The 13,369-nt window shown below is 77.7% G+C and carries 17 protein-coding genes; 10 read left to right on the forward strand and 7 right to left on the reverse strand.

The annotated features are described in order from the left end of the window. Positions 1-5: 5 nt before the first annotated feature. The 7 genes from FKM96_RS19190 (at position 6) to FKM96_RS19220 (ending at position 6,864) form a co-directional block, all read left to right on the forward strand. Positions 6-770, forward strand: a complete 765-nt coding sequence (locus tag FKM96_RS19190; protein ID WP_147796590.1) for an EboA domain-containing protein — start codon at positions 6-8, stop codon at positions 768-770. Further along, positions 770-1,645, forward strand: a complete 876-nt coding sequence (locus FKM96_RS19195; RefSeq protein ID WP_147796591.1) for a TatD family hydrolase — start codon at positions 770-772, stop codon at positions 1,643-1,645. Before FKM96_RS19190 ends, FKM96_RS19195 begins: the two co-directional genes overlap by 1 nt. A gap of 2 nt (positions 1,646-1,647) precedes the next feature. Further along, positions 1,648-2,859 carry a metabolite traffic protein EboE gene (gene eboE, locus FKM96_RS19200; RefSeq protein WP_147797245.1) on the forward strand — a complete coding sequence of 404 codons (1,212 nt, stop codon included), beginning with the start codon at positions 1,648-1,650 and terminating at the stop codon, positions 2,857-2,859. After that, a complete protein-coding gene (locus FKM96_RS19205; protein WP_147796592.1) occupies positions 2,856-4,262 on the forward strand; it encodes a nucleotide pyrophosphatase/phosphodiesterase family protein in 1,407 nt (468 codons plus the stop codon). The genes eboE and FKM96_RS19205 overlap by 4 nt, the downstream gene beginning before the upstream one ends. A gap of 147 nt (positions 4,263-4,409) precedes the next feature. Beyond that, positions 4,410-5,906 (forward strand): RNB domain-containing ribonuclease, encoded by a 1,497-nt coding sequence (locus tag FKM96_RS19210; RefSeq protein ID WP_147796593.1) that lies wholly within the window; start codon positions 4,410-4,412, stop codon positions 5,904-5,906. Positions 5,907-6,015: 109 nt separating this feature from the next. Next, on the forward strand, positions 6,016-6,315 hold the full coding sequence (locus FKM96_RS19215) for a hypothetical protein (protein WP_147796594.1): 300 nt from the start codon (positions 6,016-6,018) through the stop codon (positions 6,313-6,315). Between the two features lie 39 nt (positions 6,316-6,354). Continuing rightward, positions 6,355-6,864, forward strand: coding sequence for a GNAT family N-acetyltransferase (locus FKM96_RS19220; protein ID WP_168217052.1), 510 nt, complete (start codon positions 6,355-6,357; stop codon positions 6,862-6,864). Positions 6,865-6,888: 24 nt separating this feature from the next. Here FKM96_RS19220 and FKM96_RS19225 read toward each other — a convergent pair whose 3' ends face one another. The 6 genes from FKM96_RS19225 to FKM96_RS19250 all read right to left on the reverse strand — a co-directional run bounded on the left by FKM96_RS19225 (position 6,889) and on the right by FKM96_RS19250 (position 10,782). Next, entirely contained in the window at positions 6,889-7,113 is a 225-nt protein-coding gene (locus FKM96_RS19225; RefSeq protein WP_147796596.1) for a hypothetical protein, read from the reverse strand. A gap of 52 nt (positions 7,114-7,165) precedes the next feature. Beyond that, complete coding sequence (locus tag FKM96_RS19230) at positions 7,166-7,486, reverse strand: DUF3349 domain-containing protein (RefSeq protein WP_147796597.1); 321 nt, start codon at positions 7,484-7,486, stop codon at positions 7,166-7,168. Positions 7,487-7,497: 11 nt separating this feature from the next. After that, positions 7,498-7,800 carry a hypothetical protein gene (locus FKM96_RS19235; protein ID WP_147796598.1) on the reverse strand — a complete coding sequence of 101 codons (303 nt, stop codon included), beginning with the start codon at positions 7,798-7,800 and terminating at the stop codon, positions 7,498-7,500. Further along, on the reverse strand, positions 7,800-9,026 hold the full coding sequence (locus tag FKM96_RS19240) for an inorganic phosphate transporter (RefSeq protein WP_147796599.1): 1,227 nt from the start codon (positions 9,024-9,026) through the stop codon (positions 7,800-7,802). The genes FKM96_RS19235 and FKM96_RS19240 overlap by 1 nt, the downstream gene beginning before the upstream one ends. 138 nt (positions 9,027-9,164) lie before the next feature. Next, on the reverse strand, positions 9,165-10,349 hold the full coding sequence (locus FKM96_RS19245; RefSeq protein ID WP_147796600.1) for an aromatic acid exporter family protein: 1,185 nt from the start codon (positions 10,347-10,349) through the stop codon (positions 9,165-9,167). Between the two features lie 97 nt (positions 10,350-10,446). Then, complete coding sequence (locus FKM96_RS19250; RefSeq protein ID WP_147796601.1) at positions 10,447-10,782, reverse strand: hypothetical protein; 336 nt, start codon at positions 10,780-10,782, stop codon at positions 10,447-10,449. A gap of 144 nt (positions 10,783-10,926) precedes the next feature. Here FKM96_RS19250 and FKM96_RS19255 point away from each other — a divergent pair, with 144 nt between their 5' ends. From FKM96_RS19255 to FKM96_RS19265, 3 genes are read left to right on the forward strand one after another with little or no spacing between them, the layout of a single operon-like run. Further along, positions 10,927-11,409, forward strand: a complete 483-nt coding sequence (locus FKM96_RS19255; RefSeq protein WP_246855083.1) for an SRPBCC domain-containing protein — start codon at positions 10,927-10,929, stop codon at positions 11,407-11,409. Further along, positions 11,406-11,795, forward strand: coding sequence for a helix-turn-helix transcriptional regulator (locus FKM96_RS19260; protein ID WP_147796603.1), 390 nt, complete (start codon positions 11,406-11,408; stop codon positions 11,793-11,795). The genes FKM96_RS19255 and FKM96_RS19260 overlap by 4 nt, the downstream gene beginning before the upstream one ends. A gap of 1 nt (position 11,796) precedes the next feature. After that, entirely contained in the window at positions 11,797-12,243 is a 447-nt protein-coding gene (locus tag FKM96_RS19265) for an SRPBCC domain-containing protein (protein WP_147796604.1), read from the forward strand. 34 nt (positions 12,244-12,277) lie between these two features. Here the strand turns inward: FKM96_RS19265 and FKM96_RS19270 are convergent, their stop codons facing one another. After that, complete coding sequence (locus FKM96_RS19270; RefSeq protein WP_246855084.1) at positions 12,278-13,246, reverse strand: AraC family transcriptional regulator; 969 nt, start codon at positions 13,244-13,246, stop codon at positions 12,278-12,280. Between the last annotated feature and the right edge of the window lie 123 nt (positions 13,247-13,369).

Consider the following 13,369-nt stretch of genomic DNA (forward strand, 5'->3'; position numbering starts at 1 on the left):
CCACCGTGACGCCGACGACGTCGTCCGACCCCGCCGCACCGACCGCCCCCGGCCCCGCACCCGCGGCCGCCCCGCCGCCGGTCACCGCGGTGGTCGCCGCGGCCCGGGCCGCGCACGCCGGCTGGCTCGCCGACGTCCTCGCCGAGGTCCGCCGCGACCCCCGGACCGCCGACCGGGCGTTCCCGCTCGCCAGCCGCCGCGTCGGCCGGACCCCGCTGCGTCCCGCGACCGACCCGGCCGGCGTCGTGCACGGGACCGTCGACGACGCCGCCCGCGCCGCCGTCGTCCTGGCCCTCGCCGACGCGCACCGCGGCGACGCCGACCGGCTGGCCGCGCACCTCGCCGACCTGTACCGCGAGGGCGACACCGCCGAGCGGCGCGGCGTGCTCCGCGGGCTCGACGCGCTGACGGTGTCGACCCCGGGCGCCCTGCCGGGCCCCGTCGTCGCCCTCGGCCGCGACCTGGCCGCGGACGCGCTGCGGGCCAACGACACCTCGCTCGTGGCCGCGGCCGTCGGCCCGTTCGCCGCCGCGCACCTCGACCAGCACACCTGGCGGCACGCGGTGGTGAAGCTCGTGTTCCAGGGCACCAGCCTGGACGCCGTCGCCGCGCTGGACGACCGTGCCGACGCCGAGCTCGCCCGCATGGCCCGCGACCTCGCCGCCGAGCGCCGGGCCGCCGGGCGCGCCGTGCCCGAGGACCTGGCCCGCCTGACCACGCCGGCGGAGCCCGGCGCCCCCGCACGCACCACCGAGACCGAGGAGCCGTGATGCGCATCTTCGACCCGCACGTCCACATGACCAGCCGCACCACCGACGACTACGAGGCGATGTACGCCGCCGGCGTCCGCGCGCTCGTCGAGCCGGCCTTCTGGCTGGGCCAGCCGCGGACGAGCGTCGGCTCGTTCGTCGACTACTTCGACGCGCTGCTCGGCTGGGAGCGGTTCCGAGCCGCGCAGTTCGGCATCCGGCACCACGCGACCATCGCGCTCAACCCGAAGGAGGCGAACGACCCGCGGTGCACCGAGGTCCTCGACCTCATCCCGCGCTACCTCGCGAAGGACGGTGTCGTCGCGGTCGGCGAGGTCGGCTACGACGCCATGACCCCGGCCGAGGACGAGGCGTTCACCCGGCAGCTGGCCCTCGCGCGCGACGCGGATCTGCCCGTCCTCGTGCACACCCCGCACCGGGACAAGCAGGCCGGCACGCGGCGCACCCTCGACGTCGTCCGGGAGTCGGGCCTGCCCGCGGAGCGCGTCCTCGTCGACCACCTCAACGAGACGACCGTCGCCGCCGTGCGCGACGCGGGCGCCTGGGCCGGGTTCTCGATCTACCCCGACACCAAGATGGACGAGACCCGCATGGTCGCGATCCTGCGGGAGTACGGCACCGAGCGGATGATCGTGAACTCCGCGGCCGACTGGGGCCGGTCCGACCCGCTCAAGACCTGGCGCACCGGCATGACCATGCTGGAGCAGGGCTTCACCGAGGAGGACGTCGACCGCGTGCTGTGGCGCAACCCCGTCGAGTTCTACGGGCAGTCCGGCAACCTCGTGCTCGACCCCGTCCCCGGGTTCGTCGCGGGCGAGGTCCCGGCGCCGGCGACCTTCGAGGGCTCCTCCGTGCTGCGGGGGGTGCGCGCGTGACGATGCCGCTGTCCTACTGCACCAACGTCCACCCCGCCGAGGACCTCGACGGCGTCCTGGCCCAGCTCGACCGGTACGCCGGACCCGTGCGCGAGGCCGCCGGGCTCGGCACCCTCGGCGTCGGGCTGTGGCTGCCCGCCGACCTCGCGCACCGGCTGGCGTCGAGCCCCGACGACCGCGACCGGCTCCGGTCCGCGCTCGCCGCGCACCGGCTGACCGTGCACACCCTCAACGCCTTCCCGTACGGCGGCTTCCACGCCGAGGTGGTCAAGCACGCCGTGTACGCCCCGACCTGGGCGGACCCGGCCCGCGCCGCGTACACCCTGGCGTGCGCCGAGGTGCTGGCCGACCTGCTGCCCGACGGCGTCGACGGCTCCATCTCGACCCTCCCGCTCGCCTGGCGCGAGCCGTGGTCCGCCGTCGACGACGCGGCGGCCGCCGCCGCCCTCGCCGCGGTCTCCGCGGGGCTGCGCGACCTCGCCGCCCGCACCGGCCGCACGGTGCGGCTCGCGGTCGAGCCCGAGCCCGGCTGCGTCCTCGACACCGTCGCCGACGTGGTCGGCTGGCTCGAGCCGCGCCTCGGCACCGGTTCCGGGCAGATCGACCCGGAGCACGTCGGCGTCTGCCTCGACACCTGCCACCTGGCCGTGTCGTTCGCCGACCCCGTCGCCGCCGTCCGGCGCATCCGGCAGGCCGGGCTCCGGGTCGTCAAGGTGCAGGCCTCCGCCGCCCTGCACGTCGAGGACCCCGCCGACCCGGCCTCCCGCGCCGCCGTGGCCCGGTTCGCCGAGCCGCGCTACCTGCACCAGGTGCGCGAGCGCAGCGGGGGAGCGGTGCACCCCGCCGACGACCTGCCGGACGCCCTCGCCGGCGGACTGCCCGGCGAGGGGCCGTGGCGGGTGCACGTGCACGTCCCGCTGCACGCCCGGCCCGCCGCCCCGCTCCAGGCCACCACCGACGTCCTGCGCGACGCCGTCACCGCCGTCCTGCGCGGCCCGCACGGCGACGCCGCCCACCTGGACGTCGAGACCTACACCTGGGCCGTCCTGCCCGACGACCTCGCGGCCCGCGCCGCCGACGACCTGGTGGCCGGCATCGCCGCCGAGCTGCGCTGGGCGGTCGACCACCTGGACCGCGGGTCGTGGTGGGACGTCGACGCGGACACCGGCTCGGACGCGACCGGCGACGACCTCACGACCCGGAGGACCGCATGAGGCCCCTGCTCCTGCTCGACGTCGTCGGGCTCACCCCGCGCGCCCTCGCGCACATGCCGCGGCTGTCCCGGCTCGCCGACGGCGGCTGGCGCGCCGGCCTGCGCACCGTGCTCCCCGCCGTCACCTGCTCCGTGCAGTCGACGATGCTCACGGGCCTCGCGCCGTCGGGGCACGGGATCGTGGGCAACGGCTGGTACTTCCGCGACCTCGGCGAGGTGCACCTCTGGCGGCAGCACAACCGGCTGGTCGCGGGGGAGAAGGTCTGGGAGACCGCGCGTCGGGCCGCGCCCGGGTACACCGCAGCCAACGTCTGCTGGTGGTACGCGATGGGGATGTCCACCGACGTCACCGTCACGCCCCGGCCGGTCTACCACGCGGACGGCCGCAAGTCCCCGGACGCCTACGTCCGGCCGCCCGTCCTGCACGACGAGCTCGTCGAGCGGCTGGGTGACTTCCCGCTGTTCCAGTACTGGGGCCCCACCGCGTCGATCGCGTCGACGGAGTGGATCGTGGCCGCCACCCGGCACCTCATGGCGACCCGGCCCACGGACCTGACCCTGGCGTACGTCCCGCACCTCGACTACGACCTGCAGCGGTTCGGGCCGCTGGACCCGCGCGCCGATGCCGCGGCGGCCGAGCTCGACCGCGCCCTGACCCCGCTGCTGGACGACGCCGAGGCGCGCGGCACGACGGTGCTCGCGGTGTCGGAGTACGGCATCGAGCCGGCGTCCCGGCCGGTGCACCTCAACCGGCTGCTCCGCGAGGAGGGGCTGCTGCACGTCTACACCCAGGCCAGCGGCGAGCAGCTCGACCCGTGGACCTCGCGGGCGTTCGCCGTCGCCGACCACCAGGTCGCGCACGTCTATGTCGCCGACCCCGCCGACGTCCCCCGGGTCGCGGCGCTGCTGCGCGGCGTCCCGGGGGTCGACGAGGTGCTCGACCGCGCGGCGCAGGCCCGGTACGGCCTCGACCACGAGCGGTCCGGGGAGCTCGTCGTCGTGGCCGAGCCGGGGGCGTGGTTCACGTACTACTTCTGGCTCGACGACGACCGGGCGCCCGACTACGCGCGCGGCGTCGACATCCACCGCAAGCCGGGCTACGACCCCGCCGAGCTGTTCTTCGCCGACGGCGCCGCGAAGGCCCGCGCGGGGCTCAACCTGGCGAAGAAGAGGCTCGGGCTGCGGTACGCCATGTCGACCACCCCGCTGGACCCGGCGCGCGTCGCCGGCAGCCACGGACGACTGCCGACGTCCGTGGCCGACGCGCCCGTCGTGCTGTGCTCCGACCCGGACGTCCCGCCCGCCGTCGCGGCCGCGCTGGCGGCGGGCGACGCGGTGCCCGCGGCGGCCGTCCGCTCCGCGGTCCTGGAGCTCCAGGGCCTCGGCGCGGTGGCGGCGGTCTGACCTCCTCCCCACCCGGTTCTCGCGCCCCCACCTGATCGATGGGGTGGGGGCGCGCGAATCCGGAGGGGAGGACGCCCCGCGCGCGGTCGCCGTGCAGCCGACCTGGCAGCCCGAGCACCCGACTGCGTCCCGCCCTAGGCTCGCGGCGTGCCCCGACGCCACGTCCGCCTCCGCCCCGCGCCGACCGCCGCCGACGACGCCCGCCGGGTCGACGCCGACGTCCGCGCCGGCCTCGACGCCCTGCGCGCCGAGCTCGACGTCCCCGCCGCGTTCCCGGCCGACGTGCGCGCCGAGGTCGACGCCGTGCTCGCCGCCGGCCCGGCCGCCGCCCCCGCCGGTGCGCCCGCCCGCGTCGACGCGACCGACGTCCCCTTCGTCACCGTCGACCCCGAGGGCTCCCGGGACCTGGACCAGGCCGTGCACCTCGAGCGCCGCGGGGCCGGCCACCGGGTGCGGTACGCCATCGCCGACGTGGCCGCCTGGGTCCGCCCGGGCGGCGCCGTCGACGCCGAGGCCCGCCGTCGCGTCGTCACGCTGTACGCCCCTGACGGTCGCACCCCGCTGCACCCGCCGGAGCTGTCCGAGGGTGCCGCGAGCCTGCTCCCGGGCCAGGACGCCCCCGCGCTCCTGTGGCAGATCGACCTGGACGCCGACGGCACGCCGACCGGCGTCGACGTGCGCCGCGCGACCGTCCGCAGCCGCGCCCAGCTCACCTACGAGGGCGCGCAGCGGGCGCTCGACGACGGCACCGCGGACGACACCCTGGTCCTGCTCCGCGCCGTCGGCCGGCTGCGGCAGGCCGCCGAGGTCGCGCGCGGCGGGCTGACCCTGCCGACGCCCGAGCAGGTCGTCGAGGTCGACGCCCGGGGGCGGTGGACCCTCACCAGCCGGGCGACCCTGCCGGTCGAGGAGTGGAACGCCCAGGTGTCGCTGCTCACCGGGATGTCCGCGGCCGGGCTCATGCTCGACGCCCGGGTCGGGGTCCTGCGCACTCTGCCGCCCGCCGACCCGCGCGACGTCGAGCGGCTGCGGTCGACGGCGCGGGCGCTCGGCGTGCCGTGGCCGGACGGCGCCGACCACGCCGACGTCGTCCGCGGGCTCGACGCGGGCGTGCCCGCGCACGCCGCCCTGCTCGCCGAGGCCACCACGCTGCTGCGCGGCGCGGCCTACGTCGCGTTCGACGGCACCGTGCCCGAGCAGCCGCTGCACGCCGCGATCGCCGCCCCGTACGCGCACGCCACCGCGCCGCTGCGCCGGCTGGTCGACCGGTTCGTCGGCGAGGTGAGCCTGGCCGTGTCCGCGGGCGTCGAGGTGCCGGCCTGGGCCCGCGAGGCGCTGCCGGACCTGCCCGCGCTGATGGCGGCGGGGGACCGGCGCGCGTCCGCGTACGAGCGCGGCTGCGTCGACCTGGTCGAGGCGGCGCTGCTCTCCTCGCAGGTGGGCGAGGAGTTCGACGGCGTGGTCGTCGACGTGCGGGACGGCGGGGAGTCCGGCGTCGTGCAGCTCCGGGACCCCGCTGTGCGCGGGCGCGTGGCGGGCGCCGCGCTGCCGCTCGGGACCGACGTCCGGGTGCGGCTCGACGAGGTGTCCGTCGCCGACCGCACGGTGCGGTTCGTGCTGGACGGGCAGACGCCCGCGGTCTGACGACCCGCGACGTGCGCGTGGGGTCGGCCGCCCGGCCCCCGGCGCGGCGCACCGGCGCCGCCCGCCAGCCCGCGTGCCGGCGACGCCACCCCGGGCTAGCGTCGGTGGCGTGCCCCGTCCGCGATCCGCCGCAGTCGCCGCGTCGAGCCGGTGGACCGACCCCGACGGGGTCCGCGTCCCCGCCGGGGAGGTGCACGCCTGGGAGCCCGGGCGCAACGAGACGGTGTGCGGGCTGTCGCTGCACCGCTCGGCGCTCGAGCGGTTCCCGCACGTGCGGTGGGCGGACGTGCAGCCCGCCACGGGCCGGCACGCGGACGCCGTCGGGCGGGTGTGCCCGCGGTGCGCGGCCGGGAGGACGGGGGCGCGGCGCGACGAGAAGCGGTGGCGCCGCGTCGACCCGCGTCCGTAGGTGCCGGAGCCCGGCCCGCGCCTCGCTACCGTGGCGGGCGTGCCCCTCGACCTGCGCCCGTACCAGCCGTCCGACGCCGAGGCGCTGACCGACCTCCTGCACCGGTCCTACGCCGGGCTCGCCGAGCGCGGCCTCAACTTCACCGCGGCGACCCAGGACGTCGAGCTGACACGGTGGCGCGCGGAGGCCGGGCCGACGTTCGTCCTCGCCGACGCCGGCGCGCCGGTCGCGGCCCTGACGCTCTCGCTGCCGCCCGCCCGGTCCCTCCAGGGGCTGACGCCCGAGGCCGCGGAACCCGGCCGGGGCTGGCTCAACCAGATGGCCGTCGACCCCGCGCACCGCGGGCGGGGGCTGGCCCGCCGGCTGCGGGACGCGGCGCTGGCGCACGCCGCGGCGCACGGGGTGACGGCGATCGGCGTCGACACGGCCGAGCCGGCCGGCGACCTGCTCGAGCTCTACCGGCGGTGGGGCTTCGCCGAGCGCGACGTCATCCGGTGGCCGGACAAGACCTACGACAGCGTGGTCCTGGTGCGCGAGGTCCCGGGCTGACGGAGCGTCGGTCGGGCAGCCCTCTCAGGCGGTCGGGGTCCCGGGGTGGTCCCGGACGTCCCCCGCCGGCCCCTCGCCCGCCCGCGCTCGCCGCTCCGCCGCCTCCTGCGCGTCGACCCGCCGCGCGTCGAGCATCCCGTCGCGCACCCCGCGGCGCACGACCGCGTAGAGGACCAGCGCGACGACGGCGACCGGCACCAGCCACGCGACGAGGGCGAACGCGACCGAGGTCGCCGTGAGCTCGAACATGCCGCCACGCTATCCGCGGCAGGCGGCCCCGCGGGCGGGTCCGCGCCGCCACCTACCGGGGTGCGTCCGGTCCCGCGAGCGGCCACCCGCCCCGAGCGAGGTGCGCCGACACCCGCGCGACGTCCGCCTCGGACGCCGCGTCGAGCGTCGCCGCCCCGACCATCCGCTCGACGTCGGCGGTCGTGATCTCCGCGCCCCGGCTGGCCAGCACGGCGAGGTCGCCCGCGATCTGGTGCACCTCGACGTCGGTGAGGGACCGCCGCAGCAGCCCCAGCAGCACCACGTAGTCCTGCTGGGGCACGCCGGCGGGGTACCCCGCGCGCAACCAGCGCAGCACCCGGGCGGGCCACGTGCCCGTCCCCGTCTCCGTCATCGCGGGCCCCCTCACGCCTTCTCGACGAGCAGCGGGCCCCCACCGAGGCTCACCTCGTACCCGAGCCCGGACGCCACGACGACGGTGATGCCGAGCACCACCCCGGCCACGGCCAGCGCGAAGCAGAGCACCCCCAGGACCCGCCCCAGCGGGTGCGGCCGGGGCGCCGCGCCGGCGGCGTGCTCCTCGGCGTCGCCGCCCGCGCCCCACGCCGAGGCCCGGAGGCCGAGCCCGAACAGGACCGGCAGGCCGGCGCCCAGCACCAGCGACACCAGCAGCACCTGGCCGAGCATCCCCATCTCGGTCGCCAGCATCAGCGCACCCCTCCCGCCGCGGCCGGGCGGCGCTCGCGCGCCGGCTCCTGCCACTCGTCGTTGACGTTGCCCGCGTGCACGGCGTCCCGCCGCGACCGCACGTACATCGCGCCGCTCAGGGCCACGAGCACCAGGACCACCGCGACCGCCCCGAGCACCCCGCCGCCCAGCACGTGCGCGAGGAACCACGTCGCGGCACCGACCAGGCCGGCCGCCGGCATCGTGATGAGCCACGCGACGCCCATCCGCCCGGCGACGCGCCACCGCACGGTCGCGCCCGGCCGGCCCACGCCCGCGCCGAGCACCGACCCGGTCGTGACCTGGGTCGTGGACAGCGGCAGACCGAGGTGGCTGGACACCAGGATGGTCGCGGCGGAGGCAGTCTCTGCCGCCATGCCCTGCGGCGGGGCGATGTCGATCAGCCCCTTGCCGAGCGTGCGGATGATCCGCCACCCGCCGAGGTAGGTGCCGAGCGCGATGGCGAGGGCGCAGCAGACCTTGACCCACAGCGGGATCGCCGTCGTGCTGGTCCAGTGGCCCGAGGCGATGAGGGCGAGCGTGATCACGCCCATCGTCTTCTGCGCGTCGTTCGTGCCGTGCGCGAGCGACACCAGCGAGGCGGAGCCGATCTGGCCCCAGCGGAACCCGCGCTCGGTGTACCGCGCGGCGACGCCGACGGTGATCCGGTAGACGAACCAGGTGCCCGTCGCGGCGACCACGCCCGCGATGACGGGCGACGCCACCGCGGGGACGACGACCTTGCCGAGGATCCCGTCCGGCTCGCCGCCGTCGCCCGCCCAGTGCACCGCGCCCCAGCCGAGACCGGCGACCGTCGCGCCGATCAGGCCCCCGAACAGCGCGTGCGACGAGCTCGACGGCAGGCCGAGCAGCCAGGTGAGCAGGTTCCAGACGATCGCCCCGACCAGCCCGGTCAGCACGATGAGGAGCAGCGCCTCGCCCCCGTCCTGGACGAGGTCGGGGCTGGGGGCGCCGTCGGACTCCTGGATCCGCACGACGGCGTTGGTGACGGTCAGCGCCACCTCGACGGAGAGGAAGGCGCCCACCAGGTTGAGCACCGCGGAGAGGGTCACGGCCGCCTTCGGGGGCAGCGCGTGCGTGGCGATGGACGTGGCCATCGCGTTCGCCGTGTCGTGGAACCCGTTCGTGAAGTCGAACGCGAGCGCGACGACGACCACCAGCACGAGGATGACGGTTGCAGCGTCCACGGCGCCCACCGTCCTCGCGGTCCCGCCGGCGCGCACCAGGGGCACCGTTCCGTCGGCGAGTCGTCGCCCGCCGTTCACCCGTGGCCGGGAACCCGAGCCGGGGCACCCGGGGCGGCGAGAGCGGCGGTGGAGTCGCCGTCAGCCGGTGAGCAGCGGCGTCAGGGCCACCACGACGCCGTCGGCGGGCCGGGTCGCGCCCTCGGCCGTCGCGCGGTCGGCGGCCACCGCCTCCTGCAGCTCGTCGAGGGCCTGCGCGAGCTCCGCGGCGGCGTGGTCGGCGTCGTCGGCGTCCTCGGTGCCGGCACCCGGCCCGTCGTCGGGGCGCAGGGCCCGCACCAGGGCCGCGCCGGCCTCGATCGCGCGCGCGGTGCCCTCGCGGACCGCGTCGGCCCGCTCCTGGTCGTCGGCATGCGCCGCGATCGGCAGGTGCACGTCGCGCTCCTCGGGGGGCGTCGCCCCGGCCGCCGCGACGGTCCGCGACGTGACGACCGCGCGCCGGACGTCGAGCGCCACCACGGCGGCGGCGTCCATCGACTCGGCGTGCCGGTCCTGCCGCTGGCGCCAGGAGCGGTAGTGCCGGGCGGTCCAGTTGCCCCGTGCCGCCTCCTGCGCGTCGGCCACCGCCGCCTGCGCGTCGGCCCGCGCCGCGCGGAGCGGGCGGTCCGACGGGACGGGCGCGTCGTCGTCGCGGACCGCGCCGGCGAGCGCGTCGAGGTGCTCGCCGGCGACCGCCCGGAGCCGGTCGAGCGACCGCTCCGCGGGGGTGAGGGGGAGCGGCGGCACCACGAGGTTCACGGCGACGCCGACGAGCGCGCCGAACAGCGTCAGCCCGACGTAGGCCGAGATGTACCCGACCGGGTCGGCGTTGCCGATGATCAGCACGAACAGCGCCGCCGTCGGCACCCACGAGCCCATGTCGCCGAGCAGCCGCCACCCCGACAGCAGGACCCCGACCAGCACCACCAGCGCCAGCCCCGCGACGCCGGGCAGGTCCAGCGCGTCGACCAGTCGTGCGACGACCGCGCCCAGCGCGATGGCCAGGACTGACTGGACCGACCGGCGCGTCGTGCCCCGGACCGTGACCGAGGTGGCGATGACCGCGCCGAGCGGCGCGTAGTACGGGTAGTCGCTCCACGGACCGGGGACGAGCCGCACGAGGACCCACGCGATCACCGCCGCCCCCGTCGTGCGGACGGCGCGGGTGAGCCAGGGACGGGTGGCGAGGAACCGCGAGGTCGCCGTGCCGGCGGCGCGGAACCGGGGCAGGCGGCGGGCGGCGGGGGGCGGCCCGGGCTCGGGTTCGAGGGCGGTGCGGTCGGTCATCGTGCCCAGCGTCGCCCGCGGTGCGCCGCCGCGCACCCGGGACGCCGCCCCGGAGGCGGGCGGGGCTGCCCGGGACCGGCCGGGCGCCCGCCCGGGCTCAGCGCGAGGCGGCGACGTCCGCGCCGGCGGCGCGGGCGGCGGCCCGCCGGCGCAGGTGCACCCGGAGGAGCGCGTGCAGCACGACGTTCAGCCACGCGCAGCCGACCGCCAGCGCCACGACGGCGGCCGTCGCCCACGTGGTCGGGCCGAGCAGCAGGCCGAGGGTCCAGGGCAGGCCGAACGGCAGCGTGGCGAGCAGCGCCAGCCCGGCGCCGATGTTGGCGTCGTCGACCGGCCGCGACGCGAGCACGACGAGCAGCACGGTGACGACGGCGACGACCGCCGCGTGGGCGACGAGCAGGCGGGGGACGCGGCGCGGTCCGGGGGAGGCCATCGCCCCATCGTCCCCGGGACCGCGGCGCGCCGCCGCTCGGGGCGCGCACGTCGCTGCCGGTACGCAACCAGGGGTTGCGCATTGTGCGACATCGCGCCTACGCTGACGCGCAACCGAATGTTGCACCCACGTCGAGGAGGCACCGTGGAACGCCGAGACACCGAGCCGGGCACCATCGAGCGGGAGATCCACGTCGCCGCGACCCCGGAGGTCGTGTACGAGGTCGTGAGCCGGCCCGAGCACCTCCGGGAGTGGTGGCCGGACGACGCCGTGCTCGGCGAGCCCGTCGCCGGCGCCGAGGGCGAGCTCGTCTTCGGGCGGCGGGGCGAGGCGGGTGCGGTCGTCGAGCGGCTGACCGTCGTCGAGGCCGACCCGCCGCGCACGTTCTCGTTCCGCTGGACGCACGGTCCCGGCGAGGCGGCCACGGCGGCGACGTCGCTGCTCGTGACCTTCGCCCTGGAGCCCACCGCCACCGGCACGCGGCTCACCCTCACCGAGACCGGGTTCCGCGAGCGGGGCTGGGAGGTCGCCGTCCTGGAGGAGCGGTACGCCGACCACGTCCAGGGCTGGGACCACTTCGTCCCGCGGCTGGCGGCGTACCTCGACCGGCTGGCGGTGGCCCCGTGAGCGTCGACGACGCGCTGTGGTCCGCGGTCGGCGACCCGACCCGCAGGCGACTGCTCGACGCGCTGCTCGCCGACGGCGGCGGCACCGCGACGAGTCTCAGCGCGGCGGTGCCGGTCACCCGGCAGGCCGTCGCCAAGCACCTCGCCGTCCTCGACCGCGCCGGCCTCGTGCACGGCGTGACCGAGGGTCGCGAGCGGCGGTACCGCGTGGACGACGCCCAGCTCGCCCGCGCGGCCGCGCAGCTCGACGCGGTCGGGCGCACCTGGGACGCGCGGCTGCGGCGGATCGCCGGGATCGCCGAGGCGATCCAGCGGGAGCGGGACGCGCGGGAGCAGGACGAGCCGGCGGCCGCCCGGCCGCCGGCGGCCACGACGGTGGAGGGCTGACATGGTCGACATCCGGCACCGGATCGGCGTGCGCGCCGCGGCGGCGGACGTGTACGCGGCGCTGGCGACGGCCGAGGGCGTCGCGGGGTGGTGGACGATGGGCACCCGCGGCGACGGGGGGCCCGGCGGGCGGCTGGAGCTCGCCTTCCGCGGCGCCGACGCGCCCTACGTCGTGGAGGTCGTCGACGCCGACCCGGGCGAGCGGGTGCGCTGGCGGGTCGCGCAGGGCCCCGCGGAGTGGGTCGGCACGCACGTCGACTTCCGGCTGCGGGCGTCCGGGGACGTCACCGTGGTGCTGTTCACGCACGAGGGCTGGGCCGAGCCCGTCGAGTTCCTGCACCACTGCAGCACCAAGTGGGCGACGTTCCTGCTCAGCCTGCGCGAGCTCGTGGAGACCGGGCGCGGGCGGCCGCAGCCGCACGACCTCCGGGTCGACGACTGGGGGTGACGCGCGGGCGCCCGGCGCCGCCTCGTCCCGGGCGTCAGCGGGCCCGGGAGGTGCGCGCCCGCACCGACCCGGGCGTGCGGCCGACGGTGCGGGTGAAGGCCCGGCTGAACGCCGCCTCCGAGCGGTAGCCGAGGTCGTCGGCGAGCGCCGCGACCGTGACGTCACCCGCGCGCAGCCGGTCGTGCGCGAGCGCCATCCGCCAGCGGGTGACGTACCGCCCGGGCGGCTCGCCGACGAGGTCGGTGAACCGTGCCGCGAACGCCGTCCGGGACATCGCGGCCTCGCGTGCCAGCCGGTCGAGCGTCCACGCGCTCCCGGGGTCGGCGTGTACCGCGGCCAGTGCCCGGCCCACCTGCGGGTCGGCCAGCGCCCCCAACCAACCCCTGCGCGCCGCGGGGTCGCGGTCCAGCCAGGCGCGCACGGCCTGGACGACGAGCACGTCGGCCAGCCGGGTGGCGATCGCCTCGCCGCCCGGGCGGACCTCGGCGAGCTCGGCCGACATCAGGCGCACCGTCTCGGCGACCGGGGTCGGGCCCGGGTCCGCCGCGGCCACGTGCAGGACGGGGGGCAGCTGCGCCAGCAGCGCCCGGGCGACCGGCTCGTCGAACGCGACGACTCCGCACAGCAGCGTCGTCCCGCCGGGCCCATCGCCGCCGTGGCGCAGCACCGAGTAGTGCGGGCTGACGTACCGCTGCGGGAGCAGGTCCACCCGCGGTGCCGGCTCCGTGCCCGGCGCCCCGCGCAGCACGTGGCCCTGCCCGTGCGGCACCAGCGCGAGGTCGCCCGTGCCCGGCGTCAGCACCGTCGTGCCGTCGGGACCGGGTACCTCGATCCGGCAGGTGCCCGCCACCAGGACGTGGAAGCTCACCGAGTCGGGCACCGCCGGCATCTCCAGGGCCCAGGGCTCGGTGAGCGTGGCCTGGCAGTAGAAGGTCCCGCGCATCCGGAGCCGGTGCAGCGTCTCGCCGAGCCGGTCCCGGGCGTCCCAGGGCGTCGTGGTCACGCCCCGAGCGTGGCACCGCGCGGGACGATCGGACAAGCACTGCGGACCCTGGGGCATGGATCGTCCCGATCTGGCCCCGTAGCGTCGGCGGCACGCGAGCACCGGGCCCGCGCACCGCTCCGA

Source organism: Cellulomonas sp. Y8 (genome assembly GCF_008033115.1).
Taxonomy (GTDB): domain Bacteria; phylum Actinomycetota; class Actinomycetes; order Actinomycetales; family Cellulomonadaceae; genus Cellulomonas.